Origin of the sequence: Piscinibacter sp., from assembly GCF_047600445.1 — a bacterium.
Taxonomy (GTDB): Bacteria; Pseudomonadota; Gammaproteobacteria; order Burkholderiales; family Burkholderiaceae_C; genus Piscinibacter.
Window position 1 is genome coordinate 358,512 of record NZ_JASGKT010000002.1, and the last position, 21,501, is coordinate 380,012.

Consider the following 21,501-nt stretch of genomic DNA (forward strand, 5'->3'; position numbering starts at 1 on the left):
TAAACTTTCTGAACTTCCATTAGAAAAACTGATGCGTATCGACTCACGCCAGCTCGCCGCCTTCGCCGCCGTGCTGCGCGAGGGCAGCTTCGACGCCGCGGCGCGCGCGCTGCACCTCACGCCCTCGGCGGTGAGCCAGCGCGTCAAGGCGCTGGAAGAGCGCCTGGGCCGCGTGCTGGTGCGGCGCGCCGCGCCCTGCACGGCCACCGAGGCCGGTCAGGCGCTGCAGCGCCATGCGCAGCAGTTGCAGTTGCTGGAGGCGCAGGCGCTCGCCCCGTTCGGCGGCGACGCGGCGACGGCGCTGCCGCTGGCCATCGCCGTGAACGCGGATTCGCTCGCCACCTGGTTCATGCCGGCGCTGGCGGCGCTGCGCGAGCGCCACGCGGTGAGCCTGGACCTGCACGTCGAAGACCAGGACCACTCCAGCGAACTGCTGCGCCAGGGCCGCGTGCTCGCCGCGGTGAGCGCCGAGCCGGCGCCGGTGCAGGGCTGCCGCGTCAGCCCGCTCGGGCGCATGCGCTACCTCGCGGTGGCCAGCCCCGCCTTCGCGCGGCGCCACTTCCCGGACGGGCTCGACGACGCGGCGCTGGCGCGCGCGCCGTGCTGCGTCTTCAACCAGAAAGACCAGTTGCAGGCGCGCTTCCTGCGCCTGCTCAGCCGCAAGCGCCTGAACCCGCCGCAGCACCGCGTGCCCAGCACGCACGGCTTCGTGCAGGCCGCGCTGCACGGCCTGGGCTGGGGCATGGACCCGCAGGCGCTGGTGGCGCCGCTGCTGCAACGCGGCGAACTGGTCGAGATCGCGCCCGGGCGCGTGCTCGACGTGCCGCTGTACTGGCAGCGCTGGAGCCTGGAGACCGAGGTGCTGAAGACGCTCGGCGAGGCCGTCGCGGCCGCCGCGCGCGAGCACCTGCTGCCGATGAAGGCGCCGCGCACGCCCTCATCCAAGGGGGTGGCCGATTGAAGCCGCCGCGCCGGCTGCGTACATTGGCACGAATCGCAGGGAAGACAGCGCCATGATCACCGCCTTCTTCGTCGTCGCCGGAGGCATCGCCGCCTGGCTGCTGGCCGACCGCGGCCTGAGCTGGTGGCGCGAGCGCCGCCACGAGGGCCCGTCCGCCTGGCACGGCCGCGGGCCGGGCACCACCTTCCACTCCTCGGGCTTCGAGGACACCGTGCCGCCGCTCGAGGCGGCCGACTGACGCTACTGGAAGTGCTGGAGCATGCGCTCCAGCGCCATCGTGAAGGGCGCCTCCATCATCGGCAGCGTCAGCAGCATGCCCACCAGCCCGACCGACAGCGTGATCGGGAAGCCCACCGCGAACACGTTGAGCTGGTGCGCCACGCGCGTGACGATACCCAGCAGCAGGTTGACGAACAGCAGCATCGCCACGATCGGCAGCGCGATCCACAGCCCCGTGGCGAACACCTCGGCGCCCCAGCGGTGCGGCTGAGCCGTCTTCAGGAAGGCGAAGGGCTCGGGCCCCACCGGGAAGCTGTGCAGGCTCTGGATCACGCCGGCGATCACCAGCAGGTGGCCGCCGGCGACGATGAACACCCAGCTCACCGTGACGCCGAAGAAGCGGCTCACCGAGGTGGCCTGGCTGCCGGTGGCGGGGTCGAAGAAGCCGGCGAAGTTCAGGCCCATCTGCAGGCCGACCAGCTCGCCGGCGAACTCCACCGCCGCGAACACGATGCGCACCGCGAAGCCGAGCGAGACGCCGATCACGATCTGCTGCAGCACGACGAGCAGCGTGAGCGCCGAGTCGAGCGGGATGGCCGCCACCGGCGGCATGCTGGCCTGCGCGGCCAGCGCGATCAGGAAGGCCAGCGCCACGCGCACGCGCATCGGCACGCCGCGCTGGCCGATCACCGGCATCGTGCCCAGCAGCGCCAGCACGCGCAGGAAGGCCCACAGCAGCGGCGTGATCCAGCCGAGGATCTGCGCCTCGGTGAAGCTCAGCATCGCCGGGCTCCAGGGAGCCCGTTCGCCCTGAGCTTGTCGAAGGGCGATCGAGAAGCGCGAAAGGGCTTCGACAGGCTCAGCCCGAACGGAGAGACGCGCACGTTGCTCAGCCGACGACGGTCGGGATCGCCTGCAGCGTGCGCTGCAGGTAGTCCACCAGCGTGCCGAGCATCCACGGCCCGGCGACGGCCAGCACCGCGACGGCGGCCACCACCTTGGGCACGAAGCTCAGCGTGGCCTCGTTGATCTGCGTGGCGGCCTGGAAGATGCTCACCAGCAGGCCGACGGCCAGCACGGTCAGCAGCATCGGCGCGGCCACCATCAGCAGCGTGTACAGGCCTTCCTGGCCGAAGGTGAAGACGGTCTGCGGGTTCATGTCGCGAAGCTCGCGGCCAGCGAGCCGAGCAGGAGGTTCCAGCCGTCGGCCAGCACGAACAGCATCAGCTTGAACGGCAGCGCCACCAGCACCGGGCTGATCATCATCATGCCCAGGCTCATCAGCACGCTGGCCACCACCATGTCGATGATCAGGAAGGGGATGAAGATCAGGAAGCCGATCTGGAACGCGCTCTTCAGCTCGCTGGTGACGAAGGACGGCACCAGCACCTTGAACGGCACCTCGGCGGCCGGCGTCGCCGCGTCGATCTTCGCCAGGCGCGAGAACAGCATCAGGTCGGACTGGCGCGTCTGCTTGAGCATGAACTCGCGCAGCGGCTTCTCGCCGCGCCTGAGCGCCTCGTCGAAGGCGATCTTGTTCTCGGCGTAGGGCTGGTAGGCCTCGGCGTAGACGCGGTCCAGCGTCGGGCCCATCACGAAGAAGCTCAGGAACAGGCTCAGGCCGATCACCACCTGGTTCGGCGGCGCCGCCTGCGTGCCCAGCGCCTGGCGCAGCAGGCCGAGCACGATGACGATGCGCGTGAACGAGGTCATCATCAGCAGCACCGCCGGCAGGAAGCTCAAGGCGGTGAAGAACAGCAGCGTCTGCACCGGCACCGAGTAGCTCGCGCCGCCGGCGCCCTGGCCCACCAGCAGCGGCAGGCTGGGGCCGGCGCCTTGCGCCAAAGCCGCCGCGGGAAGCGCCGATAGTGCTGATAGTGCCGTCACGGCGAGAAGAAGCCGGCGACTAGTTCGCATCGCTTCGGCCCGCTTGCTTTTGCAGCTTCGCCAACAGGCCGGCGAAGGCCGGGCCGGCCGCTGCGGCCGGCGCCGCGCCTTCGACGGGCGCCATCTCGTGCAGCGTGGTGATGTTCGACGGCGTGACGCCCAGCAGCAGCCAGCGGCGCGCCTCGCCGGCGCCGACCTCGACGGCGACGATGCGCTGGCTCGCCGACAGCGGCAGCACCGCCACGCTCTTCATCAGGTTGTTGCCGCCGGCCGCGCCACCGGCCGGCGTGCGCTTGAGCAGCCACAGCGACAGCGGAATCGCCGCGAGGATCGCGACGAACCACAGCAGCGAGGTCACCAGGGAGCCGGTCACCGCCTCAGCCTTTCGACAGCCGCCGCATGCGCTCGCTCGGCGTCACGATGTCGGTCAGGCGGATGCCGAACTTGTCGTTGACCACCACGACCTCGCCCTGCGCGATCAGGTAGCCGTTGACCAGCACGTCCATCGGCTCGCCGGCCAGCGCGTCCAGCTCCACCACCGAGCCCTGCGCGAGCTGCAGGATGTGCTTGATCGGGATGCGCGTGCGGCCCAGCTCCACGGTGAGCTGCACCGGGATGTCCAGGATCATGTTGATGTCGTTGCCCGCGCCCGCCGCGGTCGTCGGCGAGAAGTTGGTGAACGAGGCCGGCGCCACCTGCTCGGGCTGCACCTCGCTGGCGGTCTCGACCGCGCCGCCCGACTTCGATTCGGCCAGCGCCGCGGCCCACTCGGCGGCCATCGCGTCCTGCTCGGCGTTGCTGCTCTCAGCTGACATGGTTTTCTCCCAGCCAGGTCATGTTCGACCCGGTCAACAGGCGTTCGACTTTCAGTGCGTACTTGCCGGCGCTGGTGCCGTAGTGGCAGTCGAGCACCGGCACGCCCACCACCTTGGCCTGGATGCTCTTGTCCAGGTCCAGCTCGATGAAATCGCCGGGCTTGAAGGCGAGCAACTGCTCGACGGTGGCGTCGGCATGCGCCAGCTCGGCCACCAGTTCCACCTCGGCGGCCTGGATCTGGTTCTTCAGCAGGTTCACCCAGCGCCGGTCGGGCTCGTTGGAGTCGCCCTGCATCGTCGAGTACAGCACGTCGCGGATCGGCTCCAGCGTCGAGTACGGGATGCAGAAGTGGATGGTGCCGCTGGTGTCGCCGATCTCCAGCGTGAACGAGGTGGCCACGACGATCTCGCTCGGCGTGGCGATGTTGGCGAACTGCGGCTGCATCTCCGAGCGCTGGTAGTCCAGCTCCAGCGGGTAGATGCCCTGCCAGGCCTTGGCGTACTCGGCGATGATCACGTCGACCAGGCGCGTGATGATGCGCTGCTCGGTGGGCGAGAAGTCGCGCCCCTCGATGCGGGTGTGGAACTTGCCGCCGCCGCCGAACAGCGCGTCGATCACCGCGAACACCAACGTCGGGTCGCACACGATCAGCCCCGAGCCGCGCAGCGGCTTGACGCTGACGATGTTGAAGTTGGTCGGCACCACGATCTCGCGCAGGAAGGCGCTGTACTTCTGCACCTTGATGCCGCCGATCGCGATCTCCGGGCTCTTGCGGATGAAGTTGAACAGCCCGATGCGCACGTTGCGCGCGAAGCGCTCGTTGATGATCTCCATCGTGGGCATGCGCCCGCGCACGATGCGCTCCTGGCTCGCCAGGTCGTAGGTGCGCGCGCCGCCGGCGGGCACCTCCTCCTGCTCGAGCTTCTGGCTCTCGCCGGTGATGCCCTGCAGCAGCGCATCGACCTCGTCTTGCGACAGTATCTGCTGATTCATTTCAGGCCTCGCGCTGCGCGGCGCCCCCTGGGGGGAGCGCCGAAGGCGCCACGGGGGGGACCATGTCTATTGGATGATGAAGTTGGAGAAGTGCACGTGCTTGACGGGAAGCTCGGCCTCGGCCCGCGTCTTCTTTTTGCCGCGCGCCGCGGCGGCGTCCTCGGCGTCGGCCTCGGGGCCGTCGATCTCGATGCCCAGCGGCTTGACGGCCTCGCGCATGATCTCGGCGGCCAGCGTCTCCTTGCCCTTGCGTTCGAGCAGCTCGGCCGAGTTCTTGTGCGCCAGCACCATCAGGATGCCGTTGCGGATCGCCGGCATGTAGGCCTTGAGCTGGTCGGCGGTCTTGGCGTCGTCCAGTTCGAGCGTCACGCCGATCTGGGCGTAGCGGTCGACTTCCTTGTCGGCCAGGTTGACGATGAACGGCTCCAGCGGCAGGAAGGCCGGCGGCTGCGCGGCGGCGTGCCGTGCCGGCTTGCGCTGCAGCGGCGCGTCGTCGTCGTCGGCCTCGGCCGCGGCGGCCTCGGCTGCTTTTTTCTTCATGTAGACGAGCCCTCCGCCGCCCGCGCCGGCGGCGACCAGCAGCGCGGTGGCGACGAGGATGATCAGCTTCTTCCTGCCCTTGGCGGGCGGTGCGGCGGTGGTGGCGGCGCCGGAAGCGGCAGCGGCGGACATCGGCTCTCCTTCATGAGCGGGCACGACCTTGCGGTCGGCCGATGAAAGGCATTCTGGAGAGCGGCGCGTGCGGCGATGCGGCGAAAAGGGCGGGAAATCCGGTCAGTCCGCCGCCGCGCCGGCGCTATGCGTACAAGTCGACGCCGGAGGCGCCGGCGCGGCCGCGCCAGGCCGCGCGTGCCGGCGCGGCGGGCGTGCCGGCGTCGCCTTCGAGGCGCGGGCCGTCGGCCGGCGCGTCGCGGCGCTCGTCGCCTTGCCGGCCGCCGTGCTGGCCCATGTGCTGCGTCACGCCGCCGCCGGCCAGCGTCAGCCCGGCATCGCGCAGCGCGGCGGCCAGCTCGGGCAGGCTCGCCTCGATGGCCGCGCGCGTGGCGGCGGCCTGGGCGCCGAAGTCGATGCGCGCCTGCTGGCCGTCCAGCGCGATGCGCACCGACACCGGGCCGGTCTCGGCCGGGTTGAGGTGCAGTTCGGCGCGCTGCACGCCGCCCTTGGCGAGCAGGCTGATCTCGACGCCGAAGGCGGTGGCGAATTCGGGCGAATCCAGCGGCACCGGCACCGGCACGCCGAGCACGCTGGCGTCGGCCGCCGCCGGCGCGGGCGCGGCTACCGCCGTCGCGGCGGCGGAATGGCTCACGGGTACGAAGCCGGCCGGCAGCGTGAAGGTGCCGGCCGAAGCGGCGGGCCCGGCGGCGCGTGTGGGCTCGGGCGTCGCGGCGGCCGTCTCGTCGCGTGCCGGCAGGGCCGGCGCGTCGATCGCCGCGCCGCGCTCGCGCGCGGCTTCGTCGCCGCCGCGCAGCCGCTGCGTGGCCGTGGCTTTGTCGGTGGCCTCGATGCCGGCGGTGTCGGCCGCAGTCCTCTTCTTCGTCGCGGCGGGCGGCGCTGCCACGGTCTCGTCGGCCGGCGGCTGGCCATGCCATTGCGCCAGCCATTGTGCGAGGTCGGGGTCGGTGGTGGCGTCGTCGGCGGGCTTGGCGTCGGTGTGCTCGGCGGCGGCGGGCGCTGCTTCGGTGGCGTCGGCTTCGGCCGCCGTCTCGTCGCGCGGCACGGTCTTCGCGGCCTCGCGCGAGCGGGCCTGGCGCGCATCGTCGCCGCGCGGCGGTGCCGGGCCGGAAGGCGGCGCTTCGGGCGGCGCCTGCAAGGCCATCAGTTGCGCAAATTCGCCTTCGCCGCTCGCGGCGGCTTCGCTGCGCGCCGGCGCCTGGCTCGGCGCCTTGGCGGTCTCGACTCGTGGGATGCCCATGCGTGTGTCAGTCTCAGAAGCGCGTGGTGGCCGCGGCCAGGCGGTTCCAGGCCGCGCGCGAGGCCAGTTCGTCGAGCGTGCGCTGTTCGCGCCGCGCGCCGGCCCGGCGGATCTCGCCGACGCGGCGTTCGATCAGCTTGAGCACCGAGGCCACGCGCAGCTCCTGCTGCTGCAGCGTGGCCTGCGCGCGCTCGAGCTGGCGCGCCGCCTGCGCGACGGCGCGGCCCTGGTGCTCGATGGCCTGCGTCAGCCGCAGCGCGAAGCCGTGCACGCTGTGCAGCAATTGCGCCTGGCCGGGTTCGGCGAAGCGCTGCGTCCAGCGCTGTTCGTAGTCGCGCCGGTAGGCGAGCAGTTGCTCGGCCTGCGCCTGCGCCGCGTCCAGCGCCTGCTGCATGCGCTGGCGGTGCGCGAGCGCCTCGTCGCGCTCGCGCTCGGCGTGCGAGAGCAGGGCGGACAGCGGTTGCAGGGAGTCGTCGTTCATCGGCGTCTTCTCGGATCGTGTTTTCTCGACCTCAGCCGCCGACCACGGCGCGCAACTGTTGCACGCTGGCCTCCAGCGGCGCGTTCTCGCGCATGTCCTGCTGCAGCAGCGCGTGCATCGCGGGGCCCAGGCGCACCGCGGTGTCGAGCTCGGCGTCGTGCCCTGGCGCGTAGGCGCCGAGCTGGATCAGGTCGCGCGCCTTGTTCAGCCGCGACAGCAACTGGCGCAGCCGGCGCGCCGCGTCGAGGTGCGGCTGCGCGGCGACGTTGGCCATCACGCGCGAGACCGACTTCTCGACGTCGATGGCCGGGTAGTGGCCGCTCTCGGCCAGCTCGCGCGTCAGCACGACGTGGCCGTCGAGGATGCCGCGCGCCGCGTCGGCGATCGGGTCGTTGGTGTCGTCGCCCTCGCTCAGCACGGTGTAGAAGGCGGTGATCGAGCCGCCGCCGGCCACGCCGTTGCCGCTGCGCTCCACCAGTTGCGGCAGTTTGGCGAAGCAGCTCGGCGGGTAGCCCTTGGTGGCCGGCGGTTCGCCGATCGCCAGCGCGATCTCGCGCTGCGCCATCGCGTAGCGCGTCAGCGAGTCCATCAGCAGCAGCACGTGCAGGCCGCGGTCGCGGAAGTGCTCGGCGATCGCGGTGGCGTAGTTGGCGCCCTGCATGCGCGTCAGCGGCGGCGCGTCGGCCGGCGCGGCGACGACCACCGAGCGCTTCAGACCCTCTTCGCCGAGGATGTCCTCGATGAACTCCTTCACCTCGCGCCCGCGCTCGCCGATCAGCCCGACGACGATCACGTCGGCCCGCGTGTAGCGCGCCATCATGCCCAGCAGCACCGATTTGCCGACGCCGGTGCCGGCGAACAGGCCGATGCGCTGGCCGCGGCCGACGGTCAGCATGGTGTTGATCGCGCGCACGCCGGTGTCCAGCGGCGTGCGCACCGGGTCGCGGTCCATCGCGTTGATCGGGCGGCGGATCAGCGGCTCGTTGTGCACTTGCTCGATCGGGCCCTTGCGGTCCATCGGATGGCCGTGCGAATCGACCACGCGGCCGAGCAGCCCGTCGCCCACCGGCAGGTGCAGCGTGCGGTCCTCGCCGCGCCGCCAGGGGTGGCGCAGCGCGCCGAGCTTGAGCGGCACCACCGGCGTCGGGCGCGGCACCACGCGCGCGCCGCTGGCCAGGCCGTGCACGTCGCCGGTGGGCATCAGGTAGGCGCGGTCGCCGTTGAAGCCCACCACCTCGGCGGTGACCGGCGGGCTGCCCTCCATGCGCACCTCGCACACCGAGCCGACCGGCAGCCGGATGCCGGTGGCCTCCAGCACCAGCCCGGCCACGCGCACCAGGCGGCCGACGCTCTCCAGCGGCATCGGCTCGGCGGCGAAGTTGCGCACGTCGGTCAAGAAGCGGTTCCAGCGCTCGGTGGTCGCGAGCGCCTGCGCTTCGAGCTGCGAATTCATCATGGCGCGCTGTCCTCGCCGCCCCAGGCCGCTTCCGAACCCAGCGCCGCGGCGGCGCGGCGCCAGCGCGACTCGATGCTCGCGTCGATGATGCCGATGTCCGACTCGACCACGCAGCCGCCACGCGCCACCGCCGCGTCGGCCACCAGGCGCGCGCCGCGCGCCTCGATGATCTCGGCGGCGCCCTGCGCCACCAGCGGCTGGTCGTCCGGGTGCACGCGCAGCGTGACGTGGCGCGCCGACAGCAGCAGCGCCTCGACGGCCTCCTGCGCCACCGCGGTCACCTGCGGCGCGTTCGCGCGCAGCTCGCCGCGCACCACCTGGCGCGCCAGCGCCACCGCGGCGTCGACCAGCGCGCCGGCCATGTCCTGCTGCAAGGCGTCCATCTGCGCCGCGTAGCTCTGCATCAGCGCGCCCATCTGCGCGGTGGCCTGCTGCGCGAAGCTCTGCTTGAAGCTCTCCAGCGCGGCCAGGCCGTCGCGGTAGCCGTCGTGGTAGCCGCCCTGGCGCGCCGCGCGCAGCGCCTCGAGCTGCTGTTCCTGCGGGCTTTTCTGCGGCTCGGCCGCCGCCGCGGCGGCGGCCTCGGCCTCGCCGCCCAGCGAGCCGGGCGTCCAGGCCGCGAAGGACGACAGCTCCTCGCGCGGGATGAAGCGGGTGTAGGCATGCGCGCCCTTGCCGCCGCCGGGCGGCGGGGGCACCTGCCGGATGCGCTCCTTGCTCATCACAGGAACTCGTCCTCGCCGCCGCCGGCGAGCACGACCTGGCCCTCGTCGGCGAGGCGGCGCACGATCTTGAGCATCTCCTTCTGCTCGGCCTCGACCTCGGAGACGCGCACCGGGCCGCGCGATTCCAGGTCCTCGCGCAGCGTCTCGGCGGCGCGCGTCGACATGTTCCGGAACACCTTCTCGCGCATCTCGGGCGTGGCGCCCTTGAGCGCGATCACCAGCGATTCGGTCTGCACTTCCTTGAGCAGCGACTGGATGCCCTTGTCGTCGATCTTCTCCAGGTCGTCGAAGGTGAACATGTTGTCCACGATCTTCTGCGCCAGGTCGTTGTCGACCTCGCGGATGTAGTCGAGCACCGCCGTCTCGACGCTCGAGCCCATCAGGTTGATCATCTCGGCGGCCGTCTTGATGCCGCCCAGCGAGGTCTTCTTGAGACGGTCGCCGCCGGCCAGCACGCGGCCCATCACCTCGTTGAGATCCTTCAGCGCCGAGGGCTGGATGCCGTCGAGCGTGGCGATGCGCACCATCACCTCGTTGCGCTGGCGCTCGGGGAAGGTCTTGAGCACCGAGCCGGCCTGGTCGAAGTCGAGGTGCACCAGGATCGCCGCGACGATCTGCGGATGCTCGTTGCGCAGCAGCTCGCCGACCGAGGCGGCGTCCATCCACTTCAGGCTCTCGATGCCGGTGACGTCGGAGCCCTGCAGGATGCGGTCGATCAGCAGGTTGGCCTTGTCCTCGCCGAGCGCCTTGCGCAGCACGCTCTTGACGTACTCGTCGGTGTCGGTCACGAGCATGCTCTGCTCGCCGGCCACCGTCGCGAACTTCTCCAGCACGCCCTCGACGCGCTCGCGCGGGATGCTCTTCATCCTGGCGATGGTCTCGCCCAGGCGCTGCACCTCCTTGGGCGCGAGGTGCTTGAAGACCTCCGCGGCTTCCTCCTCGCCGATCGACATCAGCAGGATGGCCGCGTTCTCGATGCCATCGTCCATGCTCGCGGTGTTCATGCGCCGAACCCCTCAGGCCGCTTCGCCGCTGACCCAGCCGCGCACGATGTGGGCCACCGCCGCCGGGTTCTGCCGCGCCAGCGCGCGCGCGGCGTCGAGGTGTTCGCTGCTCTTGGGCGCGGGCAGCGCCGCGACGGCCGGGCCCGGGGCGCCGGGCAGGGCGGTGTCGTCGTCGACCACGGCGCTCAGTTGCGCGCCGGGCGCCGGCGCCGGCGGCGGCGCGAGCGCGGCCTTCATCGCCGGGCGCACCATGCCGAAGAAGACCAGCAGGCCCAGCAGCGCCAGCCCGGCCGGCACCGCGGCGGCGCGCAGCATGTCGATGATCTCGGGCTGCTTCCACAGCGGCAGCTCGACGGGCGCGACCTTCTCGACCTTGAAGGGCGCGTTGATCACCTTCACCGAGTCGCCGCGCTCCTGCTTGAAGCCGATGCTCTCCTGCACCAGCGCGGTGAGCTTGTCGATCTCGTCGCCGGACAGCGGCGTGGTCGAGGTCTTGCCCTTGGTGTCGGTGCTGCTGCGGTGGTTGACCACCACCGCGGCGTTCAGGCGCCGGATCGCGCCGGTGGCGTTGCGCGTCACGCGCACGGTCTTGTCGACCTCGTAGTTGGTCACCGCGTCGCGCCGGCTGTTGCCGGCGGCGCCGCCCTGCGCCGCCTGCAGCGGCTGGGCTTCGCCGCTCATCGGCGCGGTGGCCGGCACCGGCGGCTGGTTGCTCGCCGCGCCAGGCACGCCCGAGGGCGGCGCGGCGCCGCCGCCGCTGCTCTCGCTGAGCTGCTGGCTGCGGATCGCCACCGCGGCGTCCTTGCCCTGGTTGGGCGAGAACTCCTCCGAGGTGGCCTCGCTGAGCGTGAAGTCGATGTCGGCGGTGACGGTGGCGCGCAGGTTGTCGCGCCCGACCAGCGGCTCCAGCAACTCGAAGATGCGCTTCTGGTAGCCGGCCTCGACCTGCGCCACGTACTGCAGTTGCTGCGCGTCCAGCCCGGCCTGCGCGCCGGCCTGGTCGCCGGTCAGCAGCGCGCCGGTCTGGTCGAGCACGCTGACCGCCTTGGGCGCCATCTCCGGCACGCTGGACGACACCAGGTGCACGATGCCGGCGATCTGCGCGCGGTCCAGCGTGCGGCCGGGGTAGAGCGTCAGCATCACCGAGGCGGTGGGCTTCTGCTGCTCGCGGAAGAAGCCGTTCTGGTTCGGCAGCGCCAGGTGCACGCGCGCGTTCTGCACCGCGGCCAGCGCGGTGATGGAGCGCGTCAGCTCGCCTTCCAGGCCGCGCTGGAAGGTCAGCCGCTCCTGGAACTGGGTCTGGCCGAAGCGCGCGCCGTCCATCAGCTCGAAGCCGACCACCGAGCCCTTGGGCAGCCCGGCGGCGGCCAGCTTCAGGCGCGCGTCGTGCACCTTGGCGGCCGGCACCAGGATGGCGGCGCCGCCGTCGGCATGGCGGTACGGCACGTTCATCTGCGAGAGCTGGGCGATGATGGCGCCGCCGTCCTTGTCGGACAGGTTGGCGTACAGCACCTTGTAGTCGCCCTGGCTGCTCCACATCGTCATCGCGACGGCCAGCGCGGCCAGGCCCGCGACGCCCAGGCCGAACATCAGCTTGGTGCGCGCCGGCATCGCCGCGACGCGCGCGCCCAGGCCGGCGGATTCGACCAGCGGCAAGGCGGCCGCGGCGGCGGCATCGGCTCGGGTGGGAACGACGGCGTTGTCCATGGGTGAATCGAATCGGTTCGGTCGGCGGGCGGCAAAAGGCCCGCGTGTCGAACCGATTGTTCGGGAACTTGAGGGCGCGAATGCCGCGAACAGCCCGGCCAATCGCGGCCAGTTCGGGCCTCCGTGCGCGCCGGCCGTGACTACGATCACCGCACTCCCCCGTGGTGAGGACGCGCCATGAACGTCACGCTCAAACCCTTCGATTTCGCCCAGGCCGCCGCGCGCGCCGGGCTGGCCACCAACGGGCAGCCGCTGGCGTCGGCCGGCCGCGTCGAGGGCGGCGGTTTCCAGGCCGCGCTGACGCAGGCGCTGGGCTCGGTGAGCAACGCGCAGAACGAGGCGACGCGGCTGCAGCGCGAGGTGCAGCTCGGCAACCCCGAGGTGGGCCTGGAAGAGACCATGGTGGCCATGCAGAAGGCGCAGATCGGCTTCCAGGCCACGCTGTCGGTGCGCAACCGGCTGGTCTCGGCCTACAGCGAGATCATGAACATGCAGGTTTGACGACCCCAGGGGGCGCCGGCAGCGGCCCGGCGAAGCCGGATCCGCGGCGACGGCCGGGCTCGGGTTCAAGCCTGTCTATCGAGCTTCTCTCCGAGCAGCGGCACGCTGCCGTAGGGCGAGGGCTGCTTCGAGGCCGGCTCCAGCTCGCGCGTCAGCCGGCTCAGCCACGGAAAACGCGGCGGCACCGGCTGGTTGGTGTTCTCGTCGATCTCGACGAGCGATGGCTTCGCGCCCTCGGCCGCCTCGGCGGCCTGGGCCTGCGTCTGGGTCGTGCCGGTCTGGTCGGCCGTCCTGCCGGAAGTCGCCGGCATCATGACGCGGCCGACGCCAGCGACGTGGTTCACGCTCATGTGGCGCTCCTTGTCGGGCGAAAGTCCCTGTGACAGGAATTTCGGCGGCCGATCGCCGGACTTGAGGGGGAAATCCGCCGCTTCGTGAGCAGGCGTTAACGTTTCGACGCTTCGGTCAATCCAGCGACAGCAGCCTGCGCCGCTTCTGCGTCTGGTCGATGAAGCGCTGCAAGGCGCGCTCGCCCTCGCTGTTCAGGCGCACGAACTCGCAGCCCATGCGCGCGCCGCGCGCCTGCGCGCCCAGCACGGTGGCGTGCTGCAGGCGCAGGTCGACCAGCACGCGGGTGTCGGCGTCGAGGTCGAGCTGCACCTGGTTCATCACGCTGCCGGGCTGGATGGGCGGCACGTCGTCGGGCAGGAACAGGGCGCAGCCGCCGATCGACACGTCGATCACGCGCAGCGCCAGTTGCATCTCGGCGATCGCCGGGTGCCGCACGCGCGCCACCGGCGAGCTGCTCGGCAGCGGGCGCACGCGGAACGCGCTGCGGCGCTGGAAGCGGAACAGTTCCTGCGGCATGCGCGCGCCGATCGCGCTGCCGGCGGCGCCGCGCACCAGCACCAGGCCGCGCACGTCGAACTGCACCTTGATGCTGTCGAGGTAGCCCACCGCCACGGCCTCGTCGCACTCGACCAGGCTTTGCGTCGCCGGCGCGCCGGCGTCGGCGCTGAAGCTGAGCTGGCCGCGTGCCGGATCGAGCGACCACAGCGTGGTGGACAGCATCGCGCCGTTGCTGCCGTTCAGGTGCAGCAGCAGGCTGCCGTCCTGGAACTGCTTGAGCAGCGCGACGATCTCGCGCGGCGCGCTGATGCGGAATTCGTCGAGCCCGCCGTTGGCGGCCGACAGCGACTCCAGCGGCATCGGCAGGGTTTCCATGTCGATGGCGGCGGCGGGTCAGTGCACGGTGCGGGCGCGGCCGGCGAGCAACTCGTCGAGCTGCTCGAGCCAGGGTTCGGCGAGGTGGCGGATCTCGGCGTCGTTGACCAGGATGCGCTGCATGATGCGCGACTTGAGCTGCGCCTCCTCGCTGGCGAGCTGCTGCTGCGAGGCGGCGTGCTTGAGCTGCGAGATCAGCAGCGCGCAGGCGCCTTCGAGCTTGACCACCTGGTCCCAGTTGCCGCTGCGCGCGGCGTCCAGCATGTCCTGGCTGGCGCGCTCGATGGCCTCGTAGTAGCTCAGCAGTTGCGACGGCATGGCGTTCGATCCGGTCGGGTTCATCGCTGTGGCTCCGCCGTTCATTGCGCGCGGGCCGCGACGCGCGGGCCGATCTCCGCCCAGGCGCTGCGCACCGGCTCCATCAGGCGCACGCACTCGTCGAGCGCCTCGATGTCGTTGTGCAGGTTCGCGTAGGTCAGCCGCGCGCCGATGTAGGCGTACAGCGCGTCCAGGTCGGCGGCGACGCGGCCGCCGTCCTTCAGGTTCAGGCCGGCCTTCAGGCCTTCCTCGACGATGCGCGCGGCGTGGCCGATGGCGCGGCCCTTGGCCTCGATCTGGCGCTCGATCAGCGCGCCGCGGGCGCGCGCGACGGCGCCGGCGAAGCCCTCGAACAGCAGCTCGATCAGCTTGTGCGGCGTCGCGTTCGCGGTGGCCGTCTCCAGGCCGATCTGCTGGTAGGCGCCGGCCAGCGACTGGCGCGCGCGCGGTGGGGCGAAGGTGGCTGCGAACATCGGGAGCCTCGCTGCTGTTTGTCTTGCACCCGTTATCGGTGTCGCACGAGGTGACTTGAGGCTCCCGATCGGGGGGAGAAGGCCGCTGTCGCGGCCCAGTTCAATTGTTGTTGCCGCCGCTCTTGTTCCACAGCGCGACCTGCTGCGTCATGTAGGCGCTCAGGCTGTTGAGCTTGCCCATCTGCGTGTCCAGCGCCGCGTACTGCCGCTCCAGCCGCGCCTGCGTCTGCTCCAGGCGCACCTGCATGCGCTCCTGGGCGTCGGCGTTGCGGTCGAGCTTGGCGCTCAGCGCGTCGGCGCGCGAGCTCATCACGCCGTCGATGCCGAGCATGCCGCCGGCCAGCTCGCGGAAGCGCTTGCCGAAGCCGTCCTGCGCCGGGTCGGTCAGGCTGCTGCCGGCGAAGAGCTTGCTCAGCTCGGGCAGGTTGGCCAGCGCCTTGTCGAGCCTGGTGGCGTTGACGCTCAGGCTGCCGTCCTGCTGGATCTCGAAGCCGACGTCCGACAGCCGCGCGTAGACGCCGGAGGCGGCGCTCGTGGAGCCCAGCATCGAGCGCAACTGGTTCTGGATGCCGACGATCGACGAGTCGCCCTGCAGCACGCCGGCCTTCTTGCTCGCCGCGTCGTACTTGGTGTCGGTCTTGATCAGCGCCGCGAGCGCCGAGTAGGCCTCGGCGAACTCCTCGAGCTTCTTCTTCAGCGCCTCGGTGTCGGGCTTGACGGCCACGTTGACCGGCTCGCTGGTCTGCGCGTTCAGCGTCAGCGTCACGCCGTCGAGCACGTCGGCCAGCGTGTTGCTCTGCGAGGTCACCGGCAGGTTGTTGATGGTCGCGGCGGCGTTGGCGGCGGCCTGCGAGAGCGTGGCGCCGCCCGTGCCGCTGGCGGCGTCGAAGGCCAGGCCGTCCAGTCCGCTGCCGCTGACGGTGGTGGAGAAGGCGTTGTCGGTGCCGGTGTCGTCGGCGCGCATCACCAGGCGCGCGCCGGTGCCGTCGTTGAGGATGCTGGCGGTGACGCCCGCGCCGGCGGCGTTGATCTTGTCGCGGATGTCGGCCAGCGTGTCGGTCGCCTCGATGGTCACCTGCACCGGCAGCGCGTCGGCGGCGGCGCGCTGCAGGGTCAGCGTGCCCGCGCCCAGCGTCGCCGCGCTCGAGGCCAGCGCCGGCGCGGCGATGGTCTGCGCGCGGGCCAGGCTCGTCACCTCGACGCTGTACTGCGCCGCGCTCGCGCTGCTGCTGGTGGCGATGGCCACCGCGCCGGACGACGACGAGCCGGTGGTGGTCTTCCAGAAGTCGGCCGACGCCAGCTTGGCCGCCGCGTCGCGGAAGGTGGACAGCGCGCTCTTGATCTTGCCGACCTCGGAGATCTGCGACTGGATCTTCGTGCCGGCGGTCTGCAGGTTGGTCAGCGGCTTCTTCTCGAGGGCCATCAACTGCGTGATGATCGAGTTGACGTCCAGGCCGCTGCCGACGCCGAGCGAGCTGATGGTGGCCATGAGGCTTGCCTTTCAAGAATGACGAAGGCGCCGGCGCCGTCCTCGCGGTGCGCTCGACGCCCTGTTCTCGGCGCTGCCGGCGCGGACTTGAGCCGCGCCGCGTGACGAGTTGTTCCGCCTCGCCGGGTTCAGCCCTTGAGCAGTTGCAGCACCTGCTGCGGCATCTGGTTGGCTTGCGCCACCATCGCCGTGCCGGCCTGCTGCAGGATCTGCGCGCGCGACAGGTTGGCGGTCTCCGCGGCGAAGTCGGCGTCCATGATGCGGCCGCGCGCGGCGCTCTGGTTCTCGCCGGTGATCTGCAGGTTGCTGATCGCGAACTCGAAGCGGCTCATCGCCGCGCCGTAGGTGGCGCGGCTGGTGGTGATCGCGTCGAGCGCGGTGTCGATGTCCGACACCGCCGTCGAGGCGTTGGCCGAGGTCAGGATGTCGCCGCTGACGGTGGTCACCGGCGAGGTGGTGATCGTCAGCGTGTCGCCGTTGTTGGCGCCGACCTGGAAGGTCTGCCCGCCGGCGTCGGCGCCGACGATGGCCTTGCCGTTGAACTTGGTCTGGGTGGCGATGCGCGTGATTTCCGCCGAGAGCTGCTGGTACTCGGTGTCGAGGTTGGCGCGGTCGCCGGTGCCGTTCGAGCCGTTCTGGGCCTGGATCGCGAGTTCGCGCATGCGCTGCAGCACGTCGGTGACGGTGGCCAGGGCGCCTTCGGCGGTCTGGGCCAGCGAGATGCCGTCGTTGGCGTTGCGGATCGCGACGTTGATGCCGCGGATCTGCGCGTTCATGCGGTCGGCGATGGCCAGGCCGGCGGCGTCGTCCTTGGCCGAGTTGACGCGCAGGCCCGAGGACAGGCGCTGCATCGAGGTGGCCAGCGAACTCTGCGACGTGGTCAGGTTGCGCTGCGCGTTCAGCGACGACACGTTGGTGTTGATGGTCTGCGGCATGAAAGCCCTCCTGGAAGGATCCGTTGGCTCGCCGGATCACTCGACCGGCGACTCAGGCCCTTGCGAGGTTTCGGCCTGTCAGACGGATTCTTCCGCCGCCGCGCGGCGCCGGATCGTGCGAATAGAGGCGGCTTTGCCGCGCAAATGAAAAGGAAATGGAAAAGGCCGCCCCGAGGGGTGGCCCGTTCGCGCGAAGCCCGGTCGGGGCGATCAGCGCAGCAGCGACAGCACGTTCTGCGGCAGTTGGTTGGCCTGCGCCACCATCGCCGTGCCGGCCTGCTGCAGGATCTGCGCCCGCGACAGGTTGGCGGTTTCCTGCGCGAAGTCGGCGTCCATGATGCGGCCGCGCGCGGCGCTCTGGTTTTCGCCCGAGATCTGCAGGTTGCTGATCGCGAACTCGAAGCGGCTCATCACGGCGCCGTAGGTGGCGCGGCTGGTGGTGATCGTGTCCAGCGCGGTGTCGATCGCGGCCACCGCCGTCGAGGCGTTGGCGGCGGTCGTCAGGCCGCCGGCGACGGTGGTCACCGTCGAGGTCGTGATCGTCAGCGTGTCGCCGTTGTTGGCGCCGACCTGGAAGATCTGCGCGCCGGCGTCGGCGCCGACGATGGCCTTGCCGTTGAACTTGGTCTGGGCCGCGATGCGGGTGATTTCAGCCGACAGTTCCTGGTATTCGGTGTCGAGGTTGGCGCGGTCGCCGGTGCCGTTCGAACCGTTCTGCGCCTGGATCGCCAGTTCGCGCATGCGTTGCAGCACGTCGGTGACGGTGGCCAGCGCGCCTTCGGCGGTCTGGGCCAGCGAGATGCCGTCGTTGGCGTTGCGGATCGCGACGTTGATGCCGCGGATCTGCGCGTTCATGCGGTCGGCGATGGCCAGGCCGGCGGCGTCGTCCTTGGCCGAGTTGACGCGCAGGCCCGAGGACAGGCGTTGCAGCGAGGTGGCCAGCGAGGCCGCCGAGGTCGTGGAGTTGCGCTGCGCGTTCAGCGACGACACGTTGGTGTTGATGGTCATGGGCATGGTGAAGACTCCTGTCAGTGGTTTAAGACTCCAGTCGTCCGCTGTGTCGTGCAGTGCATCGCTTGCTGCTCAACCGTTGGCCGGCTAACCGGACACGGCCCCGATGCCGGAACCGTTGCGAGGGTTATCGGGCCCGTGGCCGGAAAACTTGAGGGGGCGGTGAAGGCGTCAGGCGCTTCGTCAAGGGCCCGATCGTGGAAATAGCACGCCCAAGCCCCCGTTCTTCGTCGCATCGCCCGCGGGCACTCGGGCGCGGCCGCATCGACAATCCCGCGCCATGCCATCCCACGCCATCGCGCTGGTGCTGATCGCGCGCAACGAAGAGCGCTGCATCGCGCGCTGCCTCGCCAGCGCCCGGCCGCACGTCGACCGGATGATCGTGCTCGACACCGGCAGCACCGACGCCACGCGCGAGATCGCCGCGGGCTGCGGCGCCCGCGTGATATCGGCGGCCTGGTCCGACGACTTCAGCGCCGCGCGCAACCTCGCGCTGGCGAACACCGACGCGCCGTGGCGCCTGGTGCTCGACGCCGACGAATGGCTGGAAGGCGGCGCGCACTGCCTGGCCGGCGTCCGCGCGCGCGAGCCCGGCTTCGTCGGCCTGGTGCGCGTGGACAGCGCGGTCGACGACGAGCACGGCGGCGTGCAGCACGCGCCGAGCTGGATTCCGCGCCTGCTGCCGGCCGGCGTGCACTACGAGGGGCGCATCCACGAGCAGCCGGCCAGCGCCTTGCCGCGCGAGCGGCTGCCGCTGCTGATCGGCCACGACGGCTACCTGGCGAGCCGGCGCGAGGCCAAGGCCGGGCGCAACGAGCGGCTGCTGCGCATCGCGCTGGCCGAGCGCCCCGGCGACGCCTATCTTCACTACCAGCTCGGCAAGGACCTCGAGGTGCGCTCGCGCTTCGACGAGGCGCTGCCGCACTACCTCGACGCGCTGCGCGACGGCGACGCGGCCGCCGCCTGGCGGCACGACCTGGTCGTGCGGCTGCTGTTCACGCTGAAGAAGACGCGACACTTCGACGCGGCCGTCGAACTGGCCGGCGACGAGCTGGAGCGCTGGCGCGATTCACCCGACTTCTTCTTCACGCTCGGCGACCTGCTGCTCGACCGCGCGCTGGCCGAGCCCGCGCAGGCCGGCGAGCTGCTGCCGCAGATCGAGGCGAGCTGGCTGCGCGCGGTGGCGATCGGCGAACGCCCCGACCTGCCCGACAGCGTGCGCGGCCGTGGCAGCTTCCTCGCCGCGCACAACCTCGCGGCCTTCCACCAGAGCCTGGGCCGGGCCGCGCCGGCGGCGCAGTGGCGCGAGCGCGCGCTGCGCTGGCGCGCCGAGATCGAGTCGAACGCCCGGCGCCCGCGGCGCCTGGAATAGGCCGGCCGCGGTGCGGCTTTTCGCGGCTTGGGGCCGCGGCGTGCGCCGCTACCCTCGCGCATGGCCCTCGACCTGCCCCAACCGACGACCCCGCCCCGATCCGCCTCGCCCGGGCAGCAGCGCGCCTGGCGCCAATGGCAGAACGCCCAGGGCTGCGCGCAGCGCGAGCAGTGGGACCAGGCCGCGCTCGGCTTCGAGCGGGCCTACGCCGCGCACGGGGCCGAGGCCTACGGCCTGGCCGCGGCGCACGCGCTGATCCGCGCCGGCCGCGCCGACCTGGCGCTGCGCCGCACGCAGGCGCTGCGCGCGCGCGACGGCCGGCTCACGCTGGCCTACACACTCGAATCGCATGCGCTGATGGAGCGCGGCGCGAACGAGGCCGCGGCGCAATGCCTGCTCGCGCTGCCGGACGACGCGCCGCGCGACGCGGCGTGGTGGCTGTCGCTCGGCGTCGCGCTGCAACGCTGCCAGCGCCTCGACGACGCGATCGGCGCCTACATGCAGTCGCTGGCGCTGAAGATCGACGACGCGACGGTGCACTTCCGCCTCGGCATGTGCTTCAAGGACAAGGGCATGAAGGCCGAGGCCGCCGAGTGCGTGCGCACCGCGCTCGCGCTCGGGCTGGGCGGCAGCGAGCTGTCGGCGCGCGCGCTGCTGGTGTTCCTGGAGCGCGAGGCCTGCCGCTGGAGCGCCGCCGCGCCGGAGCTGGCGGCGCTGCGCCGGGGCATCGCCGCCGCGCCGTCGGACGCGCCGGCCGAGACCATGCCGTTTCCGCACGCGGTGTTCGTGGACGACCCCGTCGAGCAGCTCGAGGTGGCGCGGCTCTACGCGATGCACGTGGCCGGCCGCGTGCAGCCGCTGCCGCGCCGCGCGGCGCGCGCGCACGGCGGACGCCTGCGCATCGGCTACCTGTCGGCCGACTTCCACCAGCACGCCACCGCGCAACTGATGGTGCAGATGCTCGAAGCGCACGACCGCACGCGCTTCGAGGTGAGCCTGCTGTCCGCCGGGCCCGACGACGGCAGCGCGATGCGCGCGCGGCTGCGCGAGGCGAGCGAGCGCTTCGTCGAGCTGCGCGGCCTGCCGTACGCGGCGATGGCGCAGCGCATCCGCGAGCTGGGCATCGACATCCTCGTCGACGCCAAGGGCGCCACCAGCGAAACGCTGATGCCGGTGACCGCGCACCGCGCCGCGCCGCTGCAGGTGAGCTGGCTGGGCTTTCCGGGCACGACGGGTGCCAGCTACGTCGACTACCTGATCGGCGACCCGGTGACCACGCCGCTGGCGCACGCCGCGCACTTCAGCGAGAAGCTGGCGCAGATGCCGCTGTGCTACCAGCCGAACGACGCGCGGCGCGCGCTGCCGGCGCCGTCCACGCGCGCCGACTGGGGCGCGCCGGCGCAGGGCCCGCTGCTGGCCGCCTTCCACCAGTCGTACAAGATCTCGGCCGAGGTGTTCGACGCCTGGTGCCGCATCCTGCGCGCCGTGCCCGACGCGCACCTGTGGCTGCTGCGCTGGAACACCAACGTGCAGGCGGCGCTGCACGCGGCGGCGCGCGAGCGCGGCGTCGATCCGGCGCGGCTGCTGTTCGTGCCCATGCTGCCGCTGGAGCAGCACCTGTCGCGCCTGGCCTGCGCCGACCTGTACCTCGACGCCTGGCCCTGCAACGCCCACACCACCGCCGGCGAGGCGCTGTGGGCCGGCGTGCCGGTGCTCACGTGGATGGGCGCCGGCTTCGCGCAGCGCGTCGCGCCCAGCCTGCTGAACGCCGTGGGCCTGAACGAACTGGTGCGCGCCGACGCGGCCGACTACGAAGCCGAGGCGATCGCGCTGGCGCAGGACGCGCCGCGCCGCGCCGCGCTGCGCGCGCACCTGCTCGGCCAGCGCCAGGGCCGCCTGTTCGACGGCGCGCGCTTCGCGCGCGACATCGAGGCGCTGTACGAACGCATGTGGGCGCGCGCCGTCGCGGGCCTGCCGCCCGAGCACCTGCCGGCCGAAGGCTGAAGGCGCGGCCTTCGCC

25 protein-coding genes are annotated in these 21,501 nt (G+C 71.7%); 5 read left to right on the forward strand and 20 right to left on the reverse strand.

Annotated features, from left to right (window positions below):
• Window positions 1–31 precede the first annotated feature (31 nt).
• Entirely contained in the window at window positions 32–961 is a 930-nt protein-coding gene (locus tag QM792_RS05690; protein ID WP_415148361.1) for a LysR family transcriptional regulator ArgP, read from the forward strand.
• A gap of 52 nt (window positions 962–1,013) precedes the next feature.
• Window positions 1,014–1,199: a hypothetical protein gene (locus tag QM792_RS05695; protein ID WP_415148362.1), complete on the forward strand. Its 186-nt coding sequence runs from the start codon at window positions 1,014–1,016 to the stop codon at window positions 1,197–1,199.
• Between the two features lie 2 nt (window positions 1,200–1,201).
• On the opposite strand, the gene fliR is transcribed toward QM792_RS05695, so the two are convergent.
• The 13 genes from fliR to fliF all read right to left on the reverse strand — a co-directional run bounded on the left by fliR (window position 1,202) and on the right by fliF (window position 12,158).
• The gene (fliR, locus tag QM792_RS05700; RefSeq protein WP_415148364.1) at window positions 1,202–1,963 is read right to left on the reverse strand and encodes a flagellar biosynthetic protein FliR; all 762 of its coding nucleotides are present in this window, start codon (window positions 1,961–1,963) and stop codon (window positions 1,202–1,204) included.
• A gap of 106 nt (window positions 1,964–2,069) precedes the next feature.
• Window positions 2,070–2,339, reverse strand: a complete 270-nt coding sequence (gene fliQ / locus QM792_RS05705) for a flagellar biosynthesis protein FliQ (protein WP_415148365.1) — start codon at window positions 2,337–2,339, stop codon at window positions 2,070–2,072.
• Window positions 2,336–3,097 carry a flagellar type III secretion system pore protein FliP gene (gene fliP / locus QM792_RS05710; protein WP_415148367.1) on the reverse strand — a complete coding sequence of 254 codons (762 nt, stop codon included), beginning with the start codon at window positions 3,095–3,097 and terminating at the stop codon, window positions 2,336–2,338. Before fliP ends, fliQ begins: the two co-directional genes overlap by 4 nt.
• Window positions 3,087–3,440, reverse strand: coding sequence for a FliO/MopB family protein (locus tag QM792_RS05715; protein WP_415148368.1), 354 nt, complete (start codon window positions 3,438–3,440; stop codon window positions 3,087–3,089). Before QM792_RS05715 ends, fliP begins: the two co-directional genes overlap by 11 nt.
• Before the next feature lie 4 nt (window positions 3,441–3,444).
• Window positions 3,445–3,882 (reverse strand): flagellar motor switch protein FliN, encoded by a 438-nt coding sequence (fliN, locus tag QM792_RS05720; RefSeq protein ID WP_415148370.1) that lies wholly within the window; start codon window positions 3,880–3,882, stop codon window positions 3,445–3,447.
• Window positions 3,872–4,876 carry a flagellar motor switch protein FliM gene (gene fliM, locus QM792_RS05725; protein ID WP_415148372.1) on the reverse strand — a complete coding sequence of 335 codons (1,005 nt, stop codon included), beginning with the start codon at window positions 4,874–4,876 and terminating at the stop codon, window positions 3,872–3,874. Before fliM ends, fliN begins: the two co-directional genes overlap by 11 nt.
• 66 nt (window positions 4,877–4,942) lie before the next feature.
• Window positions 4,943–5,548, reverse strand: a complete 606-nt coding sequence (gene fliL, locus QM792_RS05730; RefSeq protein ID WP_415148373.1) for a flagellar basal body-associated protein FliL — start codon at window positions 5,546–5,548, stop codon at window positions 4,943–4,945.
• Window positions 5,549–5,672: 124 nt separating this feature from the next.
• A complete protein-coding gene (locus tag QM792_RS05735; protein WP_415148375.1) occupies window positions 5,673–6,788 on the reverse strand; it encodes a flagellar hook-length control protein FliK in 1,116 nt (371 codons plus the stop codon).
• Window positions 6,789–6,801: 13 nt separating this feature from the next.
• Window positions 6,802–7,269, reverse strand: a complete 468-nt coding sequence (gene fliJ / locus QM792_RS05740) for a flagellar export protein FliJ (RefSeq protein WP_415148377.1) — start codon at window positions 7,267–7,269, stop codon at window positions 6,802–6,804.
• A gap of 31 nt (window positions 7,270–7,300) precedes the next feature.
• Window positions 7,301–8,725, reverse strand: coding sequence for a flagellar protein export ATPase FliI (gene fliI, locus QM792_RS05745; protein WP_415148379.1), 1,425 nt, complete (start codon window positions 8,723–8,725; stop codon window positions 7,301–7,303).
• Entirely contained in the window at window positions 8,722–9,444 is a 723-nt protein-coding gene (locus QM792_RS05750) for a FliH/SctL family protein (RefSeq protein ID WP_415148380.1), read from the reverse strand. Before QM792_RS05750 ends, fliI begins: the two co-directional genes overlap by 4 nt.
• On the reverse strand, window positions 9,444–10,436 hold the full coding sequence (fliG, locus tag QM792_RS05755; protein WP_415151588.1) for a flagellar motor switch protein FliG: 993 nt from the start codon (window positions 10,434–10,436) through the stop codon (window positions 9,444–9,446). The genes QM792_RS05750 and fliG overlap by 1 nt, the downstream gene beginning before the upstream one ends.
• 27 nt (window positions 10,437–10,463) lie before the next feature.
• A complete protein-coding gene (gene fliF, locus QM792_RS05760) occupies window positions 10,464–12,158 on the reverse strand; it encodes a flagellar basal-body MS-ring/collar protein FliF (RefSeq protein WP_415148382.1) in 1,695 nt (564 codons plus the stop codon).
• Window positions 12,159–12,335: 177 nt separating this feature from the next.
• Between fliF and fliE the strand changes: the two genes are divergently transcribed.
• Complete coding sequence (fliE, locus tag QM792_RS05765; protein ID WP_415148383.1) at window positions 12,336–12,659, forward strand: flagellar hook-basal body complex protein FliE; 324 nt, start codon at window positions 12,336–12,338, stop codon at window positions 12,657–12,659.
• 65 nt (window positions 12,660–12,724) lie between these two features.
• Here fliE and QM792_RS05770 read toward each other — a convergent pair whose 3' ends face one another.
• The 7 genes from QM792_RS05770 to QM792_RS05800 form a co-directional block, all read right to left on the reverse strand.
• Entirely contained in the window at window positions 12,725–13,009 is a 285-nt protein-coding gene (locus tag QM792_RS05770; RefSeq protein WP_415148384.1) for a hypothetical protein, read from the reverse strand.
• A gap of 115 nt (window positions 13,010–13,124) precedes the next feature.
• Window positions 13,125–13,883, reverse strand: a complete 759-nt coding sequence (locus QM792_RS05775) for a flagellar brake protein (protein ID WP_415148386.1) — start codon at window positions 13,881–13,883, stop codon at window positions 13,125–13,127.
• A gap of 18 nt (window positions 13,884–13,901) precedes the next feature.
• A complete protein-coding gene (locus tag QM792_RS05780; RefSeq protein WP_415151589.1) occupies window positions 13,902–14,201 on the reverse strand; it encodes a flagellar protein FliT in 300 nt (99 codons plus the stop codon).
• Window positions 14,202–14,242: 41 nt separating this feature from the next.
• On the reverse strand, window positions 14,243–14,674 hold the full coding sequence (gene fliS, locus QM792_RS05785) for a flagellar export chaperone FliS (RefSeq protein ID WP_415148387.1): 432 nt from the start codon (window positions 14,672–14,674) through the stop codon (window positions 14,243–14,245).
• Window positions 14,675–14,774: 100 nt separating this feature from the next.
• Window positions 14,775–16,163, reverse strand: a complete 1,389-nt coding sequence (gene fliD, locus QM792_RS05790) for a flagellar filament capping protein FliD (protein WP_415148389.1) — start codon at window positions 16,161–16,163, stop codon at window positions 14,775–14,777.
• Between the two features lie 128 nt (window positions 16,164–16,291).
• Window positions 16,292–17,098 carry a flagellin gene (locus QM792_RS05795; protein WP_415148390.1) on the reverse strand — a complete coding sequence of 269 codons (807 nt, stop codon included), beginning with the start codon at window positions 17,096–17,098 and terminating at the stop codon, window positions 16,292–16,294.
• Between the two features lie 210 nt (window positions 17,099–17,308).
• Window positions 17,309–18,112, reverse strand: coding sequence for a flagellin (locus tag QM792_RS05800; RefSeq protein WP_415148391.1), 804 nt, complete (start codon window positions 18,110–18,112; stop codon window positions 17,309–17,311).
• 277 nt (window positions 18,113–18,389) lie between these two features.
• On the opposite strand from QM792_RS05800, the gene QM792_RS05805 reads away from it, so the two are divergent.
• Both QM792_RS05805 and QM792_RS05810 read left to right on the forward strand, forming a co-directional pair.
• On the forward strand, window positions 18,390–19,481 hold the full coding sequence (locus QM792_RS05805; RefSeq protein WP_415148393.1) for a glycosyltransferase: 1,092 nt from the start codon (window positions 18,390–18,392) through the stop codon (window positions 19,479–19,481).
• Between the two features lie 60 nt (window positions 19,482–19,541).
• Window positions 19,542–21,485 (forward strand): hypothetical protein, encoded by a 1,944-nt coding sequence (locus tag QM792_RS05810; RefSeq protein ID WP_415148395.1) that lies wholly within the window; start codon window positions 19,542–19,544, stop codon window positions 21,483–21,485.
• Window positions 21,486–21,501: the final 16 nt, after the last annotated feature.

Bases quoted from the DNA above. Each gene is read 5' to 3' on its own strand.
- QM792_RS05690 (WP_415148361.1), top strand. From the start codon at position 32: ATGCGTATCGACTCACGCCAGCTCGCCGCCTTCGCCGCCGTGCTGCGC.
- QM792_RS05695 (WP_415148362.1), top strand. From the start codon at position 1,014: ATGATCACCGCCTTCTTCGTCGTCGCCGGAGGCATCGCCGCCTGGCTG.
- fliR (WP_415148364.1), bottom strand. From the start codon at position 1,963: ATGCTGAGCTTCACCGAGGCGCAGATCCTCGGCTGGATCACGCCGCTG.
- fliQ (WP_415148365.1), bottom strand. From the start codon at position 2,339: ATGAACCCGCAGACCGTCTTCACCTTCGGCCAGGAAGGCCTGTACACG.
- fliP (WP_415148367.1), bottom strand. From the start codon at position 3,097: ATGCGAACTAGTCGCCGGCTTCTTCTCGCCGTGACGGCACTATCAGCA.
- fliN (WP_415148370.1), bottom strand. From the start codon at position 3,882: ATGTCAGCTGAGAGCAGCAACGCCGAGCAGGACGCGATGGCCGCCGAG.
- fliM (WP_415148372.1), bottom strand. From the start codon at position 4,876: ATGAATCAGCAGATACTGTCGCAAGACGAGGTCGATGCGCTGCTGCAG.
- fliL (WP_415148373.1), bottom strand. From the start codon at position 5,548: ATGTCCGCCGCTGCCGCTTCCGGCGCCGCCACCACCGCCGCACCGCCC.
- QM792_RS05735 (WP_415148375.1), bottom strand. From the start codon at position 6,788: ATGGGCATCCCACGAGTCGAGACCGCCAAGGCGCCGAGCCAGGCGCCG.
- fliJ (WP_415148377.1), bottom strand. From the start codon at position 7,269: ATGAACGACGACTCCCTGCAACCGCTGTCCGCCCTGCTCTCGCACGCC.
- fliI (WP_415148379.1), bottom strand. From the start codon at position 8,725: ATGATGAATTCGCAGCTCGAAGCGCAGGCGCTCGCGACCACCGAGCGC.
- QM792_RS05750 (WP_415148380.1), bottom strand. From the start codon at position 9,444: ATGAGCAAGGAGCGCATCCGGCAGGTGCCCCCGCCGCCCGGCGGCGGC.
- fliG (WP_415151588.1), bottom strand. From the start codon at position 10,436: ATGGACGATGGCATCGAGAACGCGGCCATCCTGCTGATGTCGATCGGC.
- fliF (WP_415148382.1), bottom strand. From the start codon at position 12,158: ATGGACAACGCCGTCGTTCCCACCCGAGCCGATGCCGCCGCCGCGGCC.
- fliE (WP_415148383.1), top strand. From the start codon at position 12,336: ATGAACGTCACGCTCAAACCCTTCGATTTCGCCCAGGCCGCCGCGCGC.
- QM792_RS05770 (WP_415148384.1), bottom strand. From the start codon at position 13,009: ATGAGCGTGAACCACGTCGCTGGCGTCGGCCGCGTCATGATGCCGGCG.
- QM792_RS05775 (WP_415148386.1), bottom strand. From the start codon at position 13,883: ATGGAAACCCTGCCGATGCCGCTGGAGTCGCTGTCGGCCGCCAACGGC.
- QM792_RS05780 (WP_415151589.1), bottom strand. From the start codon at position 14,201: ATGCCGTCGCAACTGCTGAGCTACTACGAGGCCATCGAGCGCGCCAGC.
- fliS (WP_415148387.1), bottom strand. From the start codon at position 14,674: ATGTTCGCAGCCACCTTCGCCCCACCGCGCGCGCGCCAGTCGCTGGCC.
- fliD (WP_415148389.1), bottom strand. From the start codon at position 16,163: ATGGCCACCATCAGCTCGCTCGGCGTCGGCAGCGGCCTGGACGTCAAC.
- QM792_RS05795 (WP_415148390.1), bottom strand. From the start codon at position 17,098: ATGCCGCAGACCATCAACACCAACGTGTCGTCGCTGAACGCGCAGCGC.
- QM792_RS05800 (WP_415148391.1), bottom strand. From the start codon at position 18,112: ATGCCCATGACCATCAACACCAACGTGTCGTCGCTGAACGCGCAGCGC.
- QM792_RS05805 (WP_415148393.1), top strand. From the start codon at position 18,390: ATGCCATCCCACGCCATCGCGCTGGTGCTGATCGCGCGCAACGAAGAG.
- QM792_RS05810 (WP_415148395.1), top strand. From the start codon at position 19,542: ATGGCCCTCGACCTGCCCCAACCGACGACCCCGCCCCGATCCGCCTCG.